Source organism: Hoylesella oralis ATCC 33269 (assembly GCF_000185145.2).
In the GTDB taxonomy this organism is placed as follows: domain Bacteria; phylum Bacteroidota; class Bacteroidia; order Bacteroidales; family Bacteroidaceae; genus Prevotella; species Prevotella phocaeensis.
Window position 1 is genome coordinate 166,843 of record NZ_GL833119.1, and the last position, 21,637, is coordinate 188,479.

Consider the following 21,637-nt stretch of genomic DNA (forward strand, 5'->3'; position numbering starts at 1 on the left):
AGATATGAAGATAGAAGGATTAGACTATAATACCAAGCGCGAAAGGCTCATCTTGCCGGAATACGGGCGCGAAATACAAAACATGGTCGACTATGCCGTGGCGCTTACAGACCGCGAAGAACGCCAGAAATGCGCCGAGGCAATCGTGCAAATAATGGATCGTATGTTCCCTCAAAACCGCGAGAACGAAGATTACATGCAAAAGCTATGGGATCATCTTGCCATTATGAGCGACTTTAAATTGGATATAGACTACCCGTATGACGTATCTCAAGCCAAGGAAATAGATACGAAACCGGAGCCTTTGAAGTACCCTATGCAGAACATACCCGTAAGGCATTACGGCAATATGTTGTTCGAACTCTTCGAACAACTCAAGCACATGGATGCGGGAGAAGAGCGTGACGAGCTCATCAGAGTAACCGCCAATCAGATGAAACGCAACCTTGTACAGTGGAGTCATGGCTCGTCCGACGATGAAAAAGTGGCCTCCGATCTCGCACGTTTTACCGACGGAAAGGTGCAATTAGACCTCGATACCTTTCAATTTGATAAGGTAAATGTGAAAGAAACCGAGAAGAAACGCAAGAAGAAATAAGCGCCTATGGAGTCTTTTATTATAGAAGGCGGGCACTATTTAAGCGGTACGATCACCCCGCAAGGTGCTAAGAACGAGGCTCTGGAGGTTATCTGTGCGTCGTTGTTGACGCAGGAAGAGGTGACGATCGATAACATTCCCGACATTTTAGACGTAAACAACCTCATTAAACTGCTGCAAGAAACAGGTGTAAAGGTTACACGCAATTCGCGTAACAACTACACTTTCCAAGCGGATAATCTGCATTTAGACTACTTACAAAGCGACGATTTCGTTAAAAAATGCTCGTCATTGCGAGGCAGTGTGCTGATGATAGGCCCGTTACTCGGCCGTTTCGGCAAGGCTACCATTGCCAAACCGGGCGGCGATAAGATAGGTAGACGCCGCTTAGACACCCACTTTCTCGGCTTTAAAAGGCTGGGCGCCAAGTTTATTCGTAACGAAGAACGCAACATTTACCATATTGAAGCCAAGCAACTCAAAGGATGTTACATGCTTATCGATGAGGCCTCGGTCACAGGAACGGCCAATATAATTATGGCGGCCGTGCTTGCCAAGGGCACCACAACGATATACAACGCGGCTTGCGAACCCTATATACAGCAACTGTGTCGACTTCTGAACGCGATGGGTGCCAACATCAGCGGCATTGCATCCAATCTGTTGACCATCGAAGGGGTAAAAGAACTGCACGGAGCAAGGCACTCTGTTTTGCCCGACATGATAGAAGTGGGCTCTTTCATCGGCATGGCAGCCATGACAGGCAATGGTATCAGGATTAAAGATGTATCGGTGAAAAACCTCGGCATGATACCTGAAGCCTTCAAAAAACTTGGGGTTAAGATCGATATAGAGGGCGACGACCTGTGGATTCCGCACCAACCGCACTACCAAATCGAATCGTTTATCGACGGTACCATCATGACCTTGGCGGATGCTCCGTGGCCCGGACTCACGCCAGACCTACTGTCTGTGTTGCTTGTAGTGGCCACCCAAGCCCGCGGAAGCGTCCTCTTCCACCAGAAGATGTTCGAAAGTAGGCTGTTCTTCGTAGATAAACTCATCGATATGGGGGCACAAATCATCCTTTGCGATCCGCATCGAGCGGTGGTAGTAGGCCATGATCATAAGCTCAGACTGCACGCCGGGCACATGACAAGTCCCGATATACGTGCCGGAATTGCACTGCTTATCGCCGCTTTGAGTGCCAACGGAACCAGCCGCATTGCCAATATAGCGCAGATAGACCGCGGATATGAAGACATCGAAAAGCGACTCAACGCCCTTGGAGCGAAAATCAAACGCGTGAATGATTAAACAAGAAGACGTTTACAAGATAGGGAAACTGGGCAAACCCCACGGGGTGAAGGGAGAAATCAGTTTCATATTCAACGACGATGCGTTCGACCGAACGAACGCAGAATATCTTATTATCGAAATTGAAGGTATCCTGATACCGTTCTATATGGAGGAATACCGGTTTCGCAGCAACGAAACAGCATTCATAAAATTTTGCGATATCGACACTCAAGAGCAGGCCAAAGAGCTCACGGGGCACGATGTGTATTTCCCGAGAGCACAGGCCGATGCTGATAGAAGTACCGTATCATGGGCACAGATGCACGGTCTAAGGCTCATAGATGCCATATCTGACAAGCCTATAGGTACTGTCTGTCGCATAGATGATACCACTCTGAACGTTCTCTTCGAGGTAAACGTCGCCGACGGGCGTACCATCCTCATCCCCGCCAACGAAGATTTTATAGAAGAAATCGATACGAGTAAGCGGGAAATAAGAATGAAACTGCCGGACGGCATCTTAGACTTAGAATAAAATGAAACAACAGATATGCATTTTAGGCTCTACCGGTTCGATCGGTACACAGGCACTCGACGTCATCGATCAGCACCCTGATCTTTACGAAGTCTATTGCCTTACGGCCAACAACCGCGTGAAAGAGCTCGCCAAACAGGCACGCAAATTCCGGCCGGCTGCCGTGGTTATCGCCAACGAAGCGCACTACAAGGAGCTTTGCACGTTGCTCGAAGACCTCACAGATATTAAGATATACGCCGGTAAAGAGGCACTCGACCAGATTGTAGAGGCCGGTCCGATAGACATGGTGCTTACTGCTATGGTCGGTTTTGCGGGACTTTCGCCCACTATACATGCCATCAAAGCCCGCAAGAAGATATGTCTTGCCAACAAAGAAACGCTGGTTGTGGCCGGCGAACTTATCTGTTCCTTGGCGCAGGAATACCATGTACCGATACTGCCCGTAGACTCTGAGCACAGTGCAATATTCCAATCAATCGTCGGAGAGGGCGATAATACGATCGAAAAGATACTGCTCACCGCCTCCGGAGGGCCGTTCCGCAACCATTCTTTGGAACAAATGAAAACCGTAACCGCGGCAGATGCCCTTAAACATCCTACGTGGGAAATGGGTTCGAAGATTACTATAGACTCGTCATCCATGATGAACAAGGGCTTTGAAGTAATCGAAGCGAAGTGGCTCTTCGGCGTTCCATCGGAGAAAATACAGGTACTTGTGCACCCTCAAAGCATCGTTCACAGCGCCGTTCAGTTTGCTGATGGAGCCGTAAAGGCACAACTCGGCGTACCTGATATGCGCCTCCCGATACAATATGCATTCTCTTTTCCGAAACGACTCCCGCTGAACGGCGATCGTTTAGACCTGTTCAAGCAGCCGTTGGAGTTCTTCGAACCCGACTTAAACAAGTTCAAATGCCTCGCTCTTGCCTTCGAATCTATCCGACAGGGGGGCAACATGCCCTGCATAGTCAATGCTGCCAACGAGATTGTAAACGAAGGTTTCCGCCACGGGAAGTGCTCTTTTCTCGGCATAGGCGACGTTATAGAACAAACAATGCAGCGGGCTACGTTCGACAGGAGTCCCGACTACGACACTTACATACAGACCGATGCGGAAGCACGGCGCATAGCTACAGAATTAATGAACAAGTAATTTACGGAAGAAACGAACCGCAGAACCGGCGTTCTTCGTTGTTTCTTCACTCTTAATCCCATCAAACGACATGGAAATATTTTTAATCCGATTGCTACAGTTCATACTGGCAATTTCGCTTTTGGTACTGCTCCACGAGGGCGGACATATGTTTTTCGCTAAACTCTTCGGCGTAAGAGTAGAGAAATTCTTTATCTTTTTCGATGCCGGAATAGGCAAATGGAACGGAAGTTTGTTCAGTTTCAAGCCGAAAAACAGTAACACTACCTACGGTATGGGGTGGCTCCCGCTGGGCGGTTACTGTAAGATATCGGGCATGATCGACGAGAGTTTCGACACCGAACAGATGAAAAAGCCCGCACAACCGTGGGAGTTTCGGTCGCATCCCACATGGCAAAGGCTGCTTATCATGATAGGCGGAGTGCTCGTAAACTTCCTTTTAGCCCTCTTAATTTATTCGATGGTGCTCTTTCACTGGGGCGAAGAATACATTCCCATGAAGGATATGTCGATGGGAATGCGGTTCAACAGCGAGGCTAAAGCCATCGGATTTCAAGATCACGACATTCTCTTAGGTACCGATAAGGGCGACTTCAGAGGCCTTAATGCCGATGTGTACCGCGATTTGAGCGCCGCCAAACAGGCGCGAGTGCTACGCAACGGCAAGACTGTAACCATCGATATGCCGGGCAATCTGAACCTTTTGGGCATGCTGAAGACCACGCCTGTGTTCGCCAGTCCGTATATTCCGGCCGACATAGACAGCGTTGCAGCGGGCACACCTGCCGCACGTATCGGTATGAAGAAGGGCGACCGAATTATCGCGTTCAACGGAAAGAAGATGAATACATGGAACGAATTTTCCGACGAGATGAGCCGGCTGAAAGACCAGATGACGGCTGCCAAGACGCACGAAGACAGCATGAAGATACGACAAACCAGCCTTCTGTTCGTGCACAAAGGCGATAACAAGGCGATATACAGGGCACGTTTCGCGCTTACACCCGACCTGAAGCTCGGCGTAGACAAGTCTAATCTTGCCGATTACTATAAGCCTGTCTCCGTTAGTTATGGCTTCTTCGAGAGCTTTCCCGCAGGTATCAAATACGGAATCAACGTACTTGGCGGTTACGTAAGCGACCTTCGTTACGTGTTTACGGCCGACGGAGCCAAGTCGCTCGGCGGGTTCGGCTCCATCGGAAGCCTCTTCCCGCCCACATGGGATTGGCACATGTTCTGGCTGATGACGGCATTTTTGAGCATTATCCTTGCCTTCATGAACATCTTACCCATACCTGCACTCGACGGAGGCCATGTACTTTTCTTGCTTTATGAGATGGTTACGCGGCGCAAACCGAGCGAAACGTTCATGATACGTGCCGAATATGCCGGCTTCGGCATACTGATATTGCTCATGATTATAGCCAATCTGAACGACGTGCTTCGCTTTTTCGGCCTCATGCAATAGCGCGAATTTCATCACTACACGATAACAACGATCGCAGAAGTCACGCAGGATTTCTGCGATTTTTCGTACACCCTTGCCAACCGCGTGCAGCACGTACTCCTTACAGATATGCCATCTAAGGCAGGCAGATGGCATATCTAACGGGCATAGCCCATAGGTATAAGAAACACACACACCTGCTCCGCCCGATTTTCTGCCATAAAACATTCATGTTCGCGTGTGCATATACATGAAAAATATAACCTCAGCTCTGCTCATAAAGAAATAAATTCGTACCTTTACCCCCGCAACATAAGAAAAATATCTTTATGAAAAACTACCGAAAGATACTGCTGCCGATGCTGCTCTCGGCCGCATGCAGCATTGCCGATGCACAGGAATTGCAAGGCGACTGAAAAGGTATATTAGACGCAGGCGCCGTGAAACTATCGATCGAATGGCACTTCGACAAGGAGAAGAGCACCATGAGCAGCCCCGATCAGGCCGCATTCGACATCCCTGCCACGTGCAACTTGCTAAGCAATGACAGTGTAGATGCGGCGGTAAACGCAATAGGCTGCCGTTACGCAGGGCGACTGCAAGGCGATTCCATCGTAGGGACGTTCACTCAAATGGGGCGCTCCTTCAAACTCAACCTGCACAGGAAAGAGGCCGACAAAGCGCGGCCGCAGACACCGAAGCCACCGTTTCCCTACACCACAGAGGAGGTTTCGTTCACCAACAGTCAGGCTCCGGCCACGCTGAGCGGTACGCTCGTCGTGCCCAACAGCTTCAAGAAGGGCAAAACACCCGTAGTGCTGATGGTAACGGGTAGCGGACTCGAAGACCGCAACGAAACGCTCTTCCGCCACCAGCCGTTTCTCGTGATAGCCGATTACTTGGCACGCAACGGCATTGCCTCGCTCAGATACGACGACCGTTCGTACGGGAAGTCTACCGGAGATGCCGCAAACGCTACTACCAAAGATTTCATGGAAGACGCCCGTGCAGGCCTCACGTATCTGAAAGGCCTGCACCGTTTCGGTAATATCGGCGTGCTCGGTCACAGCGAGGGCGGCACGATAGCTTTCATGCTTGCGGCCAATGGCGATGCCGACTTTATCGTATCCATTGCCGGAATGGCCGTTACAGGCAAGGAACTTCTGCTGAAACAGCATCACGACCTGTTGCTCTTACAGGGCACGCCCGAGGAGATAACGAAAGAATACATTGCTCGTCTCGGGCGAATATACAACTATCTCGCGGTCAATCCTCCATGTCAGAACGACAAAGCGGCTATTGCCGACATACTGAAAGGTACCACCTTACCGCCCGACATTGTAGGAAGACTCACGCCGTGGGCCGATGCCAATGTGGGAATACGTGCTTTTATCGCTCTCGATCCTAAGGTTTTTATCGAGAAAACCGCATGCCCTGTGATGGCTATCAATGGCGAGAAAGACACGCAGGTAAACGCTGCGGATAATCTGAACATTATTCGCAGTGCGCTCAAACCCGACAAACGTAATCTGATTAAAGCCTATCCGGAGCTTAATCACATGCAACAGCACTGCACTACAGGCAACATACAGGAGTACGCCACCATAGATGAAACCGTGGCGCCCGAAGTGCTTGCCGATATTGCCACATGGATCAATAGCCTTAAAAACAAATAACCGACAGGCGTACACTCAAGATACACCTGCCGGAAAAACACTAATTGAGCTCGAATAAGGCAGGCTGCACCTCGACAATACGAAACATGTTTCATTGTTTTCGGCCTGCACTGTCTTTATCAGGTACGACCGACGGATGCACCCTGCGTAACATCCGTCGGTCATGCCTTTATTACTCTGTACCGAAATAACGCTGCGCCATCCGTCTGATAGCCTTCATGGAAGGCTTCGAAAAACCGCTGCTATCTTTCATAATAAACATATTCAAATCGTAAAACTCGCACCCGTTGCAATTATCGGGCATATCGATAACGGTCTCGTTGATACCGGGCAACACTGCCAGCTTCACGCCCTTTGGGAAACTGTCGCGGTAAGTAATGTAATTCCATATCAACTCTGTCACGTTTACGATATACGCCTTGATGTCCTGAAATCTTCTTTGTACCATAACATTTATCCTTTTGGTTACGACAAATGTACGGCATTATTCCCGACAGACCAAAGGGGGAACCTATCTTTTCAGATAGTTTTCAAGTCGTTAAGATAAAAAATATAACAGTTCTTAATTATGTTTATCACCTCGCCCTATCGCATCCGAAAGACTTCGGTACGCCATATCGCGCGCATACATTCAGCAAATTACGGCTGTATCTGCTCTCCGTTCTTCTTCGAAACGACAAACAATCTGTTCTTGAGCCACTCGCGCACGGGAACATCGTACAGTTTGTAGGCCGCATAGGCTATGGACACGGACACGACAAACAGTCCTACACCGATTATTATATGTTGCCCCAACGGAGCATTCTCGTGCCCCTGAAGCCACACCAGCTGCAGATAGATCAACGGATAATGGATAATGTAAAGCGGATAGGAGATTTCTCCGAGCAGCTTACAAGCCTTTGCAGTGCGCTTATCCGTAATGTTACTGCCCGCTCCAATGGCCACTATCAGCGGGAACATCGCCAAAATACAGAAACATTCATACAGTCCGTTCAGCCAAGACGTGTCGCCTGTTCCTACATGAGGTATCGCCAAGAGCAGCGAAACGAGACCTGCACACCACCAAAAGCCGCCGCGCAAACTGATTAGCCTGTTCATCCGTGCCAGCAACAAGCCCATAAAGAAGGGATAGAGCAAACGGGTAGCGCCCACAAACAGATGCACCCCATCGAGTCCCCAGCCCCCAATCACGGTATAAGCAGCCCATTCGTGAGGCTTCAGAATACCGAAAACATCGATATTCAGACATAAATTAACCGTAAGAAAGGCAAAGAAAGCCACACAAACTGCAAGACCTATCTTCGACAAACGGCGTATGAACAGGGCGTAGAGCAAGTTCGCAACATACTCATACATCAGCGACCATGCCGGCCCGTCGAGGCTGTATGTCTCTCCCCATCCGCGTATATCCATAGAAGGTGCAGCAGGTATCATCAAACACCCCAAAACATACATCAGCAACACCGTGTACCAAGGCGTTTCGGAGATAAGCGGGAACTTGTCTCCCGCACCTAAATAGAAGCAGAAGAGCCCCAACGTCATGCCGAAAACCACCATGGGATGCAGGCGTACAAGGCGCCTCTTGCAGAAATTCCACACCGACATGCTGCCCCAACGGTCGTCGTATGCGTAGCCTACAACAAAGCCCGAAAGGACGAAAAAGAAATCTACAGCCAGATAACCGTGGTTCACTACGTACTCTTCAACGCCCGAAGCGTAGCCTTCGAAGATATGAAATACAACGACAAGCATTGCAGCAACGCCGCGAAGACCGTCCAATATCTCGTAACGAGGCTTGGATTTTAAATAGATATTGTTCTTGTTCATAGCGGTTACAAAGATAATCAAAAAAACCGGAAACGGTCCGATAGCGTAATAAAAACATACACCTATCCACCACAGGCCGCATACCTGTTCGGGATATCCATATCGTGTAAATGAAACAAAAATACGTTGCAGGTTCTCAAAAAATGATTACCTTTGCAGACAGATATATTTAAAACGCAAATTAAACATGAAAAGAATCGTATTGGTACGTCACGGTGAAAGCCAGTGGAACAAGGAAAATCGTTTTACAGGTTGGACGAATGTAGACCTGAGTGATAAGGGTGTAGAGGAAGCAAGCAATGCCGGTAAGTTGCTCAAAGAGCAGGGCTTTACCTTCCAGATAGCCTACACATCATACCTGAAACGCGCCATCAAGACGCTCAACGGCGTGCTCGACAGCATGGACTTAGACTGGATACCGGTTAAAAAGTCGTGGCGTTTGAACGAAAAGCATTACGGAAATCTGCAAGGTTTGAATAAAAGTGAGACGGCAGCCAAGTTCGGTGATGAGCAAGTTCTTATCTGGCGTCGCAGCTTCGACGTTGCTCCGAACCCGTTAGACGATGCCGATCCCAACAGTGCAACGCGAGATAAGCGCTATGCACAGGTGCCCGACGCCTACATTCCGCGCACGGAATCGCTGAAAGATGCCATCGCTCGCGTGATGCCTTATTGGGAATGTGAGATATTCCCCAGCCTTAAAGAGTACGATAGCATTATCGTTACCGCTCACGGAAACAGTCTCCGTGGCATCGTGAAGCACCTGAAAGGTATCTCGGATAAAGATATAGTGGCACTGAACATACCTACTGCCACGCCTTACGTATTCGAATTCGACGATAACCTGAACCTTGTAAAAGACTATTACCTCGGCGATCAGGATGAAATCCGCCGCAAACAAGAGGCCGTAGCCAAGCAGGGAAGTGCCAAATAAGCACCCGCAAAAAATGCTGCATCGTGTGCCCGTCAACCGCGGAACACCGATGCAGCATTCTTTTTTACCGTATGTCTTTACAGTACAGACATCAAATATTCTTTATTTTTCTTCCGCTCTTCATCCAAGGATAAGCCGGTTTAATAGCCTATGGTAAACCTTTCTTTATGATGGGCGGGCTTTTCGAGTTCGTCGACCATTGCCACCGCATAGTCTTGAACCGAGATATGGCTACGGCCGTCGGCATCTGTAATCAAGTCATCCTTACCCAATCGGAACACTTTCGTACGCTTTCCGTCTTCATCGAAAGCACCTGCAGGCGAGAAGAATACCCAGTCTATTACATTTTCTTTCATCAGATCGTTCAGATAGAAGTCTCCGAGAGGGCGCACGCCATCCATAATTTCCGCAGGTATAGCTCCCGAGTCGACTACACGCAAGCCCGGTTTTACAAACAAAGTTCCGGCACCTCCTACGATCAGAATGCGGGGAACACCGCTCTTCTTCGCTGCATCCAATATCTTCGGATAGTTATTGCGTATCAGTTCGGCAATATTAGGATTGGTCCAACCCGGATTATATGCGCTGATAACAGCATCTTTACCGCGGGCGATATCGGCAATTCTATCCACGTCGGCCACATCGGCTTCTACAGCAATCAGATGTTCGTGTTTCGGCAATTTAGCCACGTTGCGAACTACAGCCGTTACCTGATGTCCGCGTTCAAGCAACTCATTGAGCACCGCAGAACCCACAAAACCGGTGGCACCTATTAGAACTACATTCTTCATAACTTATTTCCTTTCTTTTTATGTTTGTTGTTTATTCCTTTTGTCGAGTACAAAGATAGTACAAAAACATAACTTCTGCAAGAACGAACCGGTAGGTTACATAGTTACCGAACGGTAGGATTTGCCTTGAAAAGAGCATTCCTTGAAAAGAAGTTTAACGCAGATTAACATGGTATCTATTGGTAACTAAGTTCAAAAATGCTACTTTTGCTGTCAACAACTCTAAAAGACGGTGCCGCAAACCGGTGCCTATAATATAATAAGGTGTAGATATGGAACAGATTACAGATACGAGTATAGACTTTCGGGCATGCCCTGTACGCAACGTATTAGGGCGTTTCAGCGACAAATGGTCGATGCTTGTATTGATGGGAATACATGAGAGTAAGACCGGTATTCTGCGGTTCAGCGACCTTAAACGCAGGATACCCGACTGCTCGCAGAAGATGTTGTCGCAAACGTTGAAGAACCTTGAGCGCAATCATCTGGTCAACCGCCGGCAATATCCCGAGGTTCCGCCCCGTGTGGAATATAGTCTTACCGACACAGGGAAGAGCCTCATGCCTCCCGTGAATGCCCTTGTGGAATGGGCATTAGACCATTTCAACGACGTTGTGGGTAACTCCTAACCCCGCCGCCATGAGCATCTCCCGCCTGATCAAGAACTGGACGTTGCCGTTGTCTATGGCTACGGGCGCCATAGTTTACCTCGTCTTTGCCGGCACACCGGCGCTTGCAGGGGCGGCGAGCGCATTGTCTCCCATCCTCGACGCCATCCTTCCGCTGTTTATGTTCTTGGTGCTGTTCGTCACGTTCTGCAAGGTCGACTTTCGCAGACTGATCCCTGTGCGCTGGCATCTGTGGGCTGGAGTGTTCCAAGTGCTGTTCATCGTAATTCTTACAGCCCTCATACTGGGGTTCAACATGCAGGGGCAAAGTCTCATACTTGCCGAAGCAATGCTCACATGCATCATCTCTCCCTGTGCTTCGGCCGCCGCCGTGGTGACACAGAAGCTCGGTGGAAACCTCGAAGAGATGACTACTTACACTTTCATTTCTAACTTTATCACCGCTATCTTTATTCCCATCTGCTTCCCGATGATAGACAAAGCGGCCGACATCAGCTTCATAAGCGCCTTCATGAGCATACTCTACGAGGTGGCTGTGGTGCTGCTGGCGCCCATGCTGCTGGCGTTCATCGTGAAACACTGCATGAAGCGTTTCCATCGTTGGGTAGTAGGAGTGAAAGACCTTTCATACTATTTGTGGGGTTGTTCGCTCGTGCTGGTCACAGGGGCCACGGTGAGAAACATCGTACATGCCGACACCACCGCCGCTTTTCTCATCGTCATCGCCGTGTTGAGCCTGCTGCTGTGCATCATGCAGTTCGCCGTAGGCCGCCGTATAGGGCGCTACTTCGACAGCACGATCAATGCCGGACAGGCGTTAGGGCAAAAGAATACGGCCTTCGCCATCTGGATAGCCTACACATATCTGAACCCGCTATCGTCGGTAGGTCCGGGCTGTTACATTCTTTGGCAGAACTGCATCAACAGCATAGAACTGTGGATATGCCGCCGCAAGGGGCTCGAACGGAGCTCATAGACATGCAGTCTATACCCGTTAAGCGTGCCGTCTACCGGCACTATGCGATGTGTCTGTCGCCGACAGGCATATCACCTGCAATTTGCCGGCCATACCGATATGCGGAATAAAAAATCTGCCCGCAACGGCTCATCTGTTGCCGAAATGTTGTAATTTTGCAAAGGAGCCGCCCGCAGGCATGGTGCACAGCCGCGCAAGGCGTAACCGCAAGGAGAAGAACAATAACACGTTAACGATAAAAGAACCCAAAACAATGGCAAACCTAAGATTTGAAGTAGTGGCCGAAGCATTCAGAAAAAAACCGCTCGAGATAACGGCACCGAGCGAAAGACCGTCGGAATATTTCGGCAAGTACGTATTCAACCGCGCCAAGATGTACAAGTATCTGCCCGTCGGAGTATATGAAAAGCTCACCGATGTGATAGACAACGGCGCCCGACTCGACCGCTCCATAGCCGACGCGGTGGCCGAGGGAATGAAACGCTGGGCCGAAGAAAACGGCGTCACCCACTACACACACTGGTTTCAACCGCTCACCGAAGGCACCGCCGAGAAGCATGATGCCTTCGTAGAGCACGACGGCAAGGGCGGTATGATAGAAGAGTTCTCGGGCAAGCTGCTCGTACAACAGGAACCCGATGCCAGTTCTTTTCCCAGCGGAGGCATACGCAACACCTTCGAGGCCCGCGGCTACTCGGCATGGGATCCCACTTCGCCCGTGTTCATCATCGACGATACGCTCTGCATCCCCACCATCTTCATTTCATACACCGGCGAGGCGCTCGATTACAAAGCCCCTCTGTTGCGCTCGCTCCACGCCGTGGGCAAGGCTGCTGCCGAGGTATGCCGCTATTTTTATCCCGACGTAAAGAAAGTTACCACCAATCTCGGCTGGGAACAAGAATACTTCCTCGTAGACGAGAGTCTCTATTCGGCCCGCCCCGACCTCATGCTGACGGGGCGCACACTGATGGGCCACGATTCCGCAAAGAACCAACAAATGGACGACCATTACTTCGGCACCATCCCCGACCGCGTACAGGCGTTCATGAAAGACCTTGAAGTGCAGGCGCTCGAACTCGGTATACCCTGCAAGACAAGGCACAACGAGGTGGCTCCCAACCAGTTCGAGCTGGCCCCCATCTTTGAAGAATGCAACCTTGCCGTAGACCATAACATGCTTCTCATGTCGCTCATGAAGCGTGTTGCCCGCAAACATGGCTTCCGAGTGCTGCTCCACGAGAAACCTTTCGCTGGTGTCAACGGTTCCGGAAAGCACAACAACTGGTCGCTCTCCACCGACACGGGCATCCTGCTCCACGGTGCCGGCAAAACCGCCGAAGACAACCTGCGTTTTGTGGTCTTCATCGTAGAAACGCTGATGGGTGTGTATCGCCACAACGGCCTGCTCAAAGCCTCCATCATGAGTGCCACCAATGCTCACCGGCTCGGGGCCAACGAGGCGCCTCCCGCCATCATCTCAGCCTTTCTCGGTAAGCATCTGAGCGATCTGCTCGAGCATATCGAGAACAGCCACAAGGCCGACCTCTTCGTATTGCAGGGCAAAAAAGGAATGCAGCTCGATATCCCGCAAATTCCCGAACTTATGATCGACAACACCGACCGTAACCGCACCTCGCCTTTCGCCTTTACCGGCAACCGCTTCGAATTCCGCGCCGTAGGCTCCGAGGCCAACTGCGCATCGGCCATCATCGTGCTCAACGCCGCCGTTGCCGAAGCGCTCGCCGATTTCAAGAAACGCGTAGACGCATTGATAAAGAAAGGAGAAGACAAAGTGTCGGCCATCGTCGACATCGTGCGCGAAGACATAAAAACCTGCAAACCCATCCATTTCGACGGCAACGGATACTCCGACGAATGGATCGAGGAAGCCCGCCGCCGCGGCTTAGATTGCGAAACCAGCTGCCCCCTCGTCTTCGACCGCTATCTCGACGCCGACAGTGTAAGAATGTTTGAAACCGCTAACGTCATGCATCGCAACGAGCTCGAGGCCCGCAACGAAGTGAAATGGGAAACCTATACCAAGAAAATACAGATCGAAGCCCGCGTCATGGGCGACCTCTCCATGAACCACATTATCCCCGTGGCCACCCACTACCAGAGCCGGCTTGCCAAAAACGTGCAGAACATGTATGCCATCTTCGACCAAGCCGAAGCCGCACGCCTCACCGCACGCAACGTAAAAATCATCAAAGAAATCGCCCGCCGCACGCAAACCATAGAAACCGGCGTAGAAGAACTCGTCGACGCACGCAAGGTGGCCAACAAAATCAGCGACGAGCGCGCCAAGGCCATCGCCTACCACGACACTGTGGAGCCCAAGATGAAAGAAATACGCTACCAGATAGACAAGCTCGAACTCCTCGTGGCCGACGAGCTCTGGACACTCCCCAAATACCGCGAACTCCTCTTCATCCGGTAGTTCCGCCCCGTGGCCTCTGCCGCCGGCCGCACCCAAAAAGAAACGGGCAGGCGGTTGCAGACTAAAAAACGGCCGGCGTTTTTCAAAAGATCACCCGATTAATTCTGAAAAAATTCCGAATGCAATTTAAAAAAGCAGGCGACATCTTGAAAAACGGCGGCCGATTTCGCATGTTCCCCGTATCGATAAGAAAAACACGGACGGGGAACAAGAAACAGCGCTCCCCTCTATGCGATGGGCGTGAACTCCTCGAACCCGGTCGAGCGGAGCGAATTTTTGAAGGCGGGCTTGGGCGTGAAGATGATTTTGGCCGGCCGGATGTCCGTCACATTGAACGACTTGACATTCTCCACCGACTTGCTGCCGAACGAGGCGCGGAACGTGCCCAGTTCGCCGCACTCCACGGAAAAACCGCGCTCGGTAAGCCGCGAAATCACCGTGTGCAGCCGGCTCAGAACAGCCTTCACATCGGCCGCGTCTACCGTCGAACCGTCAGACATCTCTTTTACAAAATCCTCGAACCCGATTTTGCCGAGGTTCACGGGCTGTGCAATGTAAACCTCCTTGCCTTTCTGCGCACCAATGTTGAGCTTGCGCTTCACCAGTTTGTACTTTAATTTTGCCATACTCTCAATTATTTAATAATCAAACAATTATCTTTGCAGCAAAGATAGTAAATTTTTCTTGGCGAACAAAATAATTTTTCATCGCGAAGAAAATAAAAATCCTTCGCCAAGAAAATATTTTTTCTTCGCGAAAATCTATAGAAAAGACAAGAATAGCGCTTATTTTCTTGTTTACCCTTAAATCTCTTGCTAACAACATAAGAATGTGAATATCCAACAACTCTCCTATATTAACAACCCTGCGAAATGCAACAAAAGTTAAAATATCGGTCTGCGGAGACAGACTGCATAAAATTTATTGTATATTTGCTTCTATCAATCACCTTATAATAATTTTCATTATGGAGTATTTACTTAAATCATTTACGAAAACCGTAAAACATTGGTACTTCCCGCTGATTTTGGGAGTGTTGTTCATCATCTGCGGACTTTACGTATTTGTCTCGCCTGCGGAAACATATCTTACACTTGCGCTGCTGTTCGCCCTGTCGTTTTTGGTATGGGGACTGTCCGACATGTTCTTTTCCATCGACAACCGTAAGTCGTTGCGCAGCTGGGGATGGTATTTTGTAGGGGGCCTTGTTTCACTTTTGATGGGTTTTTATCTGCTCATCCACCCTGTAGTATCAATGGAAGTGCTGCCATTTGTGGTAGGATTCATGCTGCTTTTCCGCTCATTCGAACTGCTTGGCTTCGCTTTCGAGGTAAAAGAGGCGGGTGTACTAAATTGGGGCAATCTGGCTATCGCGAGCGTATTGGGCATTATTGTTTCGTTCGTACTCCTTGCATGGCCCGTATTTACGGGCGTATGGCTGGTGGTGCTTACGGGGTTGGCGTTCATCTTTACAGGCATAGCATCTATCATACTTTCGCTCAACCTAAAGAAGTTGAAAGCATGGGGCGACAAGCTGTCGGGTGATCTGAAAGATAGAATCGAGAAACTGAATAGCGAAATCAAGGAAGCATTGGGCAAATAATCCTGCAAACCGATGAAGAATATACTCCTCTCCCATAAATGGGAGGGGAGTTTTTGCTACTGCCGAACACAATGAAAAACACGGAACTTTATTTGGCGGTTCCATTTTAAATACCTACATTTGCCCCGCAAAAAGAGAACATTAACGGTAATTATTCACTTATATTAATTGCCCCAATGGGGGTAAAAAGATTGTTATAAACATGAAAATCAAATTATTTTGCTGCATGTGCATCGTGCCATGCGCATCATTGGCTATGTCCGGATTAGGAAAAGGCCATGACGTTATCGCAAAAAGCACACTTACAAAAACGAAAGAAAAGAGTATCCACCTTGAAAAGCCAGACGGCCTAAGCATGGAACTCGATAGTTTCAACCTCGACGAAGTGGTTGTTACGGGGCAGGGAAGTGCCATTCAAAGAAGACGATTGTCATCGAACATCACAAAGATTTCTGCCAAGGAACTGCAGAAGATGCCTTCTTATCGTATCGATCAGATGCTGCAGACGGCACTCCCGAACGTACAGATCACACTTTCGGGCGGACAACCGGGAACAACATCCATCATTAAATCCCGCGGGTTGTCGTCGGCTTTCTCTAATTCTACGCCCGTCATCTACATAGATGGCGTAAGGGTTGACAACCTCAACACGGGCTCCATCCTTAACTATTCCAAAAACGGATACGGTGCAAATCCTCACACTCTGGGCGACATGCCTATGGGCGAAACGGCCGCGTCGGGCTCTATCAGCGATATTCCTCTCGAGAATATCGATCATATAGAGTACGTAACGGGTGGTGCGGCGACTACTCTCTACGGTTCCGATGCTGCAAACGGCGTCATCCAAATATTCACCAAAAAAGGCGGCACGGGCGGTTTTCACGCATCGTTCAGCACACAGTTGGGTATTGATGTGGCCACCACGCAGTTTTATCACTTCCGCAGAACCAAAGATTTGCTCAATCAAACCGGTTTCGAACAGCGCTACCGCATCGGTTTCGACGGCGGTAACGAGAAGTTCGGTTACAGCTTTGGCGCCAGTATGAGCAACAATACGGGCATTGTTATCCATAATACAAACGAGAACAAAAAGTACGACTTGCGCTTCGGCTCCCACATGCGCATCAACAAGATGCTGGAGTATCAAAATTCATTCGGCATGGTTATTGAAGATTTCCGCCGCAGCCGTAACGGAAACCAAGGCTTTTACACTGGCTTATGGTTTACAGAAGGCGCTGCTGCAACCAATTTCAAATACACCGCAGCCGACGGTTCAAGAAAGAACTTCGGTGCCGATATCGATGCAGCCGACGACTATTCGTACAATCAGATGAAAGCTTTTGTCGACAAAGCCGAGGCGCTTCAAAACTACAAAGAGAATATCAAACGCTTTCAGACATCGCAGATGCTGCTCTTCACCCCCATGAACAATCTTACGTTCAAAGGTACTCTGGGCGTAGACTACCGTGCAAACAATAACAAGGAGATTGTTACCAACGCTTATCTCATCCATACACAGGTGAAGCCCGAAGGAACATCCGACGCCGGAAGAATCAACAATTTCGACCGCAACTACTTCGGTCTGACGATCGATCTGAACGGACAATACAAGTATTATTATAAGGAGTGGCTGAGTAATATCCTCACAGCGGGCTTCCAATACTTCAATACAAGAGATCATCAAGCCATATACAACGGCATGAACGTGCGCGATGGAGCGCAGATAATGAGCGGAGCAGGCAAGCAAACAGCCGACGAATGGCTCGGCTATTTGCATAACTACGGCTTCTATGCGCAGAACAATGTCGGCTTTCTGAACCGTTATTATCTCGATTTGGGCCTGCGCATAGATTACAATACAGCTTTCGGCGACAATGTCGGCTGGCAGCTCTATCCTAAGGTAGGCTTATCTTACGTACTCACAGAAGAGCCTTTCATGCAACCTGTTGTACGTAAGGGCACCGTCGACAATCTACGCCTGTTGGCCAATTACGGCGTAGCGGGCAGCTATCCTCCACCCTTCGAATATCAAAAGACCATAGATATACTCTCGTTCCAAGGCAAACAGGCAGCGGCATTCGGTAAATACGGTAACCCCAACCTCGGCCCCGAAAAGAAACACTCGTTCGAAGCAAGTTTCGAAGGCTCATTCTTCAACAATCTCATTTCGCTGGGGTTCACCTATTATTATGCCCGTACGAAGGGCGCACTTTTCAGTGTACCCACACTACCATCATCGGGGCAGTCGTCTTCCTATCTCGCCAATATCGGCAGCATAGAGAACAAAGGGGTGGAAATCACAGTGGGTATCACACCCGTCTGCACGAAGGACTGGACCGTGAGTGCCCGTGCATCGTGCAATACTAACCGCAACAAAGTGCTCAGTACCGGCGGAACGCTACCTTTCAGCATAGGAGGATTTGGCCCGAGCACCATACAAAACGTTGTCGAACAAGGCAAGCCGGTAGGTTTTCTGCGCGGAAATAAAGCCATACTTAACGAAGACGGTACACTCAAAGAGGTGCTCCGTATGCAAGACCTCGGCACAACAATCCCCACGTTCTACGGCAATTTCTCCGTTCAGGCGCGCTACAAGGCATGGCAGTTGTATGCAAGTGGCGATTATCAGGCGGGTTCTTACGTACATTCTTTCGACAGGCAGTTCCGTTTCATGAAGGGGTTAAAAGACACAGCCATACCGGAGACGGCACTTAAAGAGCTGAAACAGAAAAAAGCATGGCTCAACTTTACCAACTATTTTGTAGAGAAAGCCGACTTTCTCAAGGTGCGAAACATCGGTATAGATTATACCCATGCCTTCAACTCCAAGCGTTTTCCAGTGAAAAGTCTGCAAGTAGGCCTCAACGTATATAATCCTTTCTGTCTTACAAAGGCTTCCGTAGATCCGGAAGCCACCATTTCAGGAGCGCACTCGCAGGGTGCTGTCGCCGCCGGAGGGCTGAACTATTCCACCTATTCCTTACCGCGACAGTACGTAATGTCATTAAAATTTGATTTCTAACCGAAAGTTTGCAAACAATGAAAATAATAAATACCATCTTCGCAGCATGTATCTGCGTCTCGTTGTTCTCATGCGATCTCATGAAACCCGAGGGAATTGTCAACCCTAACGTAGACGAAGACGCCTATTTAAATACACCCAATGCCATGGAAACATGGGTAAACGGCACCGAAAAGTCGTTCGCGCAAGCCATCGGCACCTTCTGTCTACACACGGAAATCATGACAGACAACTACTTCAACAACTACACCCGCGAGAGTAAGGTGTTCGATATTCCGCAGCTACTCTATACCGATCCCGACATCGCCACGCTGCAACGTTACGTGGGGAACCTGCGCGAATCGGCCGATTACGGTATCGACAAGGTGCAGAAACACGATACCAACACCACTCGAGCACAGCTTTTCAAGCTGTATTATATCAAGGCTTACTCGTATATTCTTGCCGGAGAAAACTTTCGTGCACTGCCCGTAACCACGGGAGGCGAGCCGAAAACATGGCATGAACAGTTGCAATTGGCGCTGCAAACACTCGACAAAGCGCTCGAATACGCCGTAAGCAACACCGGCAAGGCGTTCATACATACGCTCAAGGCACGTTCCTATTACCGTTTGGGAGATGCAGACAAAGCCATCGAAGAGGCACAATCGTCGCTCAATCTATCGGATAATTTCATCGTACAAGTTACTTTCGACGGCGATAACGGTATATCCAATGCCATGCAAGAAGACATCTGGGGCACCATGTACCAGCCACTACCGCGCTTAGACTTCCTTGATCCCAAGTATTTTCAGCTCACTTCTACCGACCAGAAGCCCATCTGCATCGCCAAGGCAGAAGAAAATTACCTGATACTTGCCGAGGCCGACCTCGCTAAAAGTCGATTGAGCGATGCTAAAAGTCGATTGGTGAAACTTATTTCTTTGGTCAAGACGCGCCCGATACAGCATAATCTGAACGATCAGCTCGAGGGCAGATACAACGGAGGCTTCAAACATTACCCTAACAGTGCCGATTATGTGGTGGCAGCATCTAAGGATGACGCCTATAGAACGGGCCTTGTGCTCGACAGGCGTGCCCCCAACCTTATCAGCGTGCCCACGGTATCGGGCACATCGGTAACGGAAGACATGGTCAGGGCATGTACCACGGTCGATTCCGCACTCGAACTAACGTACCTGATGCGGCAGGAAATATTCATTGCAGAGGGCAGGCGTCTGGCCGATCTCGGCATCCGACTGCCGATAAGCGAGGTAGAAGCGGCCGGTAAACCGTCGTCTGCTCCTTATACACAGGCACTCATTCCTGCCTTCATCCCCTTGGAACAGAGCATGGATGCCTTTGATATGGACGATACAACGCACCGCGTTACCATCAGATATAACATGAACCGAGTGATTGTAGAGAACAAAGCAACGGAATACGTGGCACCGTTCTTTAACAAACCATAAGAGTAAGACCGATAGATCATTGCTCTATGCGGCTTATCAGGCATGCCTAATCGCCGTAGACCTGCTAAATAAGCCGCATAAATATTTTGTATTGTCGGCTATATATGTTACCTTTGCAAAACACAGGCAGAACCTCAACGAATTGAAGCACATTGCTTTGTGTTCGTTTGGCACCGTCTTTGCAACACACAAGCGGCAAGATTTCAATGGAAAACCAGTATATCAAGCAGTATTCCGACATCATGTCGGGCAAGACGATACTATATGTTCACGGCTTCGGATCGTCGGCGCAATCGGGAACGGTAAAGCGCATACAAGACACGCTCCCGCAGTCTAAGGTCGTTGCCTACGACCTGCCGTTGCATCCCGAAGAGGCCATGTCGCTGCTCCGCCGTGTGTGCAGCGAACAAAATCCCGGCCTTATCATCGGCACTTCGATGGGAGGAATGTACACGGAAATGCTCTACGGCTACGACAGAATTATCGTTAATCCGGCTTTCAGAATGGGAGAAACGATGCACGAACACGGTATGATGGGCAAACAGACGTATCAAAATCCACGACAAGACGGCATACAGGAGTTCATCGTGACCAAGGCCTTGGTGAAAGAGTACAAGGAGATAACGGAGCAATGTTTTGCCCATGTAACCGCTGAAGAGCGAAATCGCGTGTACGGACTGTTCGGCGATCAAGACCAAGTGGTGCATACGTTCGACTTGTTTCACGAACATTATCCCAATGCTATCCGCTTTCACGGCGAACACCGCCTGACGGATAAATCGTTCTTCCACAGTGTTATGCCCGTTATCCGCTGGATAGACGACCGGCAGGAAGGCCGCGAGCGTCCCATAGTCTACATACACGACAACACTTTACGCGATGCATACGGCAAACCGAAGTCGAGTTTAAACAAGGCGTATGAGTTCCTGATAGAGAAATACGATGTATATATCGTGGTTCCGGCACCCACCAACAACCACCCGATGATAGATGCGGCGCAGACGTGGACGGAAAATATCCTCGGCACACCGGCCTACGACCGCGTAATCTTCTGCAACCAACGCCGGTTGCTCTATGGCGATTATTTCATCGATGCAGCGCCCTGTAAAGAGTTTATGGGCACTACGATAACCTTCGGTAGCGACGATTTCAAGACTTGGGAAGATGTTATCGTCTTTTTCGAGCGCCTCGGAGGCCAGTAAAAAGACATATAAGAAAAAGACAAACCTTTTATTTAATTATTCAAAACA

At 49.5% G+C, this 21,637-nt stretch carries 18 protein-coding genes; 14 read left to right on the plus strand and 4 right to left on the minus strand.

Features of this window, described 5'->3' with window-relative positions:
* Positions 1–4 precede the first annotated feature (4 nt).
* The 6 genes from HMPREF0663_RS03465 (at position 5) to HMPREF0663_RS03490 (ending at position 6,711) form a co-directional block, all read left to right on the plus strand.
* The gene (locus HMPREF0663_RS03465; protein ID WP_004368795.1) at positions 5–598 is read left to right on the plus strand and encodes a DUF4290 domain-containing protein; all 594 of its coding nucleotides are present in this window, start codon (positions 5–7) and stop codon (positions 596–598) included.
* A gap of 6 nt (positions 599–604) precedes the next feature.
* Positions 605–1,915, plus strand: coding sequence for a UDP-N-acetylglucosamine 1-carboxyvinyltransferase (gene murA / locus HMPREF0663_RS03470; RefSeq protein WP_004368796.1), 1,311 nt, complete (start codon positions 605–607; stop codon positions 1,913–1,915).
* The gene (gene rimM, locus HMPREF0663_RS03475; RefSeq protein ID WP_004368797.1) at positions 1,908–2,432 is read left to right on the plus strand and encodes a ribosome maturation factor RimM; all 525 of its coding nucleotides are present in this window, start codon (positions 1,908–1,910) and stop codon (positions 2,430–2,432) included. Before murA ends, rimM begins: the two co-directional genes overlap by 8 nt.
* 1 nt (position 2,433) lies before the next feature.
* Positions 2,434–3,588: a 1-deoxy-D-xylulose-5-phosphate reductoisomerase gene (locus HMPREF0663_RS03480; RefSeq protein WP_004368798.1), complete on the plus strand. Its 1,155-nt coding sequence runs from the start codon at positions 2,434–2,436 to the stop codon at positions 3,586–3,588.
* A gap of 70 nt (positions 3,589–3,658) precedes the next feature.
* Positions 3,659–5,056: an RIP metalloprotease RseP gene (gene rseP, locus HMPREF0663_RS03485; protein WP_004368800.1), complete on the plus strand. Its 1,398-nt coding sequence runs from the start codon at positions 3,659–3,661 to the stop codon at positions 5,054–5,056.
* A 419-nt stretch (positions 5,057–5,475) separates the two neighbouring features.
* On the plus strand, positions 5,476–6,711 hold the full coding sequence (locus HMPREF0663_RS03490; RefSeq protein WP_004368801.1) for an alpha/beta hydrolase family protein: 1,236 nt from the start codon (positions 5,476–5,478) through the stop codon (positions 6,709–6,711).
* A 172-nt stretch (positions 6,712–6,883) separates the two neighbouring features.
* On the opposite strand, the gene HMPREF0663_RS03495 is transcribed toward HMPREF0663_RS03490, so the two are convergent.
* Positions 6,884–7,159, minus strand: coding sequence for a hypothetical protein (locus tag HMPREF0663_RS03495; protein ID WP_004368802.1), 276 nt, complete (start codon positions 7,157–7,159; stop codon positions 6,884–6,886).
* A 191-nt stretch (positions 7,160–7,350) separates the two neighbouring features.
* Entirely contained in the window at positions 7,351–8,538 is a 1,188-nt protein-coding gene (locus HMPREF0663_RS03500) for an acyltransferase family protein (RefSeq protein WP_004368803.1), read from the minus strand.
* Between the two features lie 187 nt (positions 8,539–8,725).
* Between HMPREF0663_RS03500 and gpmA the strand changes: the two genes are divergently transcribed.
* A complete protein-coding gene (gene gpmA, locus HMPREF0663_RS03505; RefSeq protein ID WP_004368804.1) occupies positions 8,726–9,472 on the plus strand; it encodes a 2,3-diphosphoglycerate-dependent phosphoglycerate mutase in 747 nt (248 codons plus the stop codon).
* Positions 9,473–9,612: 140 nt separating this feature from the next.
* Here the strand turns inward: gpmA and HMPREF0663_RS03510 are convergent, their stop codons facing one another.
* Complete coding sequence (locus HMPREF0663_RS03510) at positions 9,613–10,263, minus strand: NAD(P)-dependent oxidoreductase (RefSeq protein WP_004368805.1); 651 nt, start codon at positions 10,261–10,263, stop codon at positions 9,613–9,615.
* A gap of 272 nt (positions 10,264–10,535) precedes the next feature.
* Here HMPREF0663_RS03510 and HMPREF0663_RS03515 point away from each other — a divergent pair, with 272 nt between their 5' ends.
* From HMPREF0663_RS03515 to HMPREF0663_RS03525, 3 genes are all read left to right on the plus strand, one after another.
* Entirely contained in the window at positions 10,536–10,892 is a 357-nt protein-coding gene (locus HMPREF0663_RS03515) for a winged helix-turn-helix transcriptional regulator (protein ID WP_004368806.1), read from the plus strand.
* A gap of 10 nt (positions 10,893–10,902) precedes the next feature.
* Entirely contained in the window at positions 10,903–11,868 is a 966-nt protein-coding gene (locus tag HMPREF0663_RS03520) for a transporter (RefSeq protein WP_004368807.1), read from the plus strand.
* A 253-nt stretch (positions 11,869–12,121) separates the two neighbouring features.
* On the plus strand, positions 12,122–14,311 hold the full coding sequence (locus HMPREF0663_RS03525; RefSeq protein ID WP_016665373.1) for a glutamine synthetase III family protein: 2,190 nt from the start codon (positions 12,122–12,124) through the stop codon (positions 14,309–14,311).
* 227 nt (positions 14,312–14,538) lie between these two features.
* On the opposite strand, the gene HMPREF0663_RS03530 is transcribed toward HMPREF0663_RS03525, so the two are convergent.
* Complete coding sequence (locus HMPREF0663_RS03530; protein ID WP_004368809.1) at positions 14,539–14,937, minus strand: HU family DNA-binding protein; 399 nt, start codon at positions 14,935–14,937, stop codon at positions 14,539–14,541.
* A 341-nt stretch (positions 14,938–15,278) separates the two neighbouring features.
* Between HMPREF0663_RS03530 and HMPREF0663_RS03540 the strand changes: the two genes are divergently transcribed.
* From HMPREF0663_RS03540 to HMPREF0663_RS03555, 4 genes are all read left to right on the plus strand, one after another.
* Positions 15,279–15,914 (plus strand): HdeD family acid-resistance protein, encoded by a 636-nt coding sequence (locus HMPREF0663_RS03540; RefSeq protein WP_004368811.1) that lies wholly within the window; start codon positions 15,279–15,281, stop codon positions 15,912–15,914.
* Between the two features lie 202 nt (positions 15,915–16,116).
* Positions 16,117–18,936, plus strand: a complete 2,820-nt coding sequence (locus HMPREF0663_RS03545; RefSeq protein ID WP_143150385.1) for a TonB-dependent receptor domain-containing protein — start codon at positions 16,117–16,119, stop codon at positions 18,934–18,936.
* Positions 18,937–18,953: 17 nt separating this feature from the next.
* Entirely contained in the window at positions 18,954–20,387 is a 1,434-nt protein-coding gene (locus tag HMPREF0663_RS03550; RefSeq protein WP_016665375.1) for a tetratricopeptide repeat protein, read from the plus strand.
* Positions 20,388–20,593: 206 nt separating this feature from the next.
* Positions 20,594–21,589: a YqiA/YcfP family alpha/beta fold hydrolase gene (locus tag HMPREF0663_RS03555; protein WP_004368814.1), complete on the plus strand. Its 996-nt coding sequence runs from the start codon at positions 20,594–20,596 to the stop codon at positions 21,587–21,589.
* The last annotated feature ends 48 nt before the right edge of the window (positions 21,590–21,637 follow it).

Excerpts from the sequence above, each read along its gene's own strand:
- HMPREF0663_RS03465 (WP_004368795.1), top strand. The coding sequence starts at position 5 with ATGAAGATAGAAGGATTAGACTATAATACCAAGCGCGAAAGGCTCATC.
- murA (WP_004368796.1), top strand. The coding sequence starts at position 605 with ATGGAGTCTTTTATTATAGAAGGCGGGCACTATTTAAGCGGTACGATC.
- rimM (WP_004368797.1), top strand. The coding sequence starts at position 1,908 with ATGATTAAACAAGAAGACGTTTACAAGATAGGGAAACTGGGCAAACCC.
- HMPREF0663_RS03480 (WP_004368798.1), top strand. The coding sequence starts at position 2,434 with ATGAAACAACAGATATGCATTTTAGGCTCTACCGGTTCGATCGGTACA.
- rseP (WP_004368800.1), top strand. The coding sequence starts at position 3,659 with ATGGAAATATTTTTAATCCGATTGCTACAGTTCATACTGGCAATTTCG.
- HMPREF0663_RS03495 (WP_004368802.1), bottom strand. The coding sequence starts at position 7,159 with ATGGTACAAAGAAGATTTCAGGACATCAAGGCGTATATCGTAAACGTG.
- HMPREF0663_RS03500 (WP_004368803.1), bottom strand. The coding sequence starts at position 8,538 with ATGAACAAGAACAATATCTATTTAAAATCCAAGCCTCGTTACGAGATA.
- gpmA (WP_004368804.1), top strand. The coding sequence starts at position 8,726 with ATGAAAAGAATCGTATTGGTACGTCACGGTGAAAGCCAGTGGAACAAG.
- HMPREF0663_RS03510 (WP_004368805.1), bottom strand. The coding sequence starts at position 10,263 with ATGAAGAATGTAGTTCTAATAGGTGCCACCGGTTTTGTGGGTTCTGCG.
- HMPREF0663_RS03515 (WP_004368806.1), top strand. The coding sequence starts at position 10,536 with ATGGAACAGATTACAGATACGAGTATAGACTTTCGGGCATGCCCTGTA.
- HMPREF0663_RS03520 (WP_004368807.1), top strand. The coding sequence starts at position 10,903 with ATGAGCATCTCCCGCCTGATCAAGAACTGGACGTTGCCGTTGTCTATG.
- HMPREF0663_RS03525 (WP_016665373.1), top strand. The coding sequence starts at position 12,122 with ATGGCAAACCTAAGATTTGAAGTAGTGGCCGAAGCATTCAGAAAAAAA.
- HMPREF0663_RS03530 (WP_004368809.1), bottom strand. The coding sequence starts at position 14,937 with ATGGCAAAATTAAAGTACAAACTGGTGAAGCGCAAGCTCAACATTGGT.
- HMPREF0663_RS03540 (WP_004368811.1), top strand. The coding sequence starts at position 15,279 with ATGGAGTATTTACTTAAATCATTTACGAAAACCGTAAAACATTGGTAC.
- HMPREF0663_RS03545 (WP_143150385.1), top strand. The coding sequence starts at position 16,117 with ATGAAAATCAAATTATTTTGCTGCATGTGCATCGTGCCATGCGCATCA.
- HMPREF0663_RS03550 (WP_016665375.1), top strand. The coding sequence starts at position 18,954 with ATGAAAATAATAAATACCATCTTCGCAGCATGTATCTGCGTCTCGTTG.
- HMPREF0663_RS03555 (WP_004368814.1), top strand. The coding sequence starts at position 20,594 with ATGGAAAACCAGTATATCAAGCAGTATTCCGACATCATGTCGGGCAAG.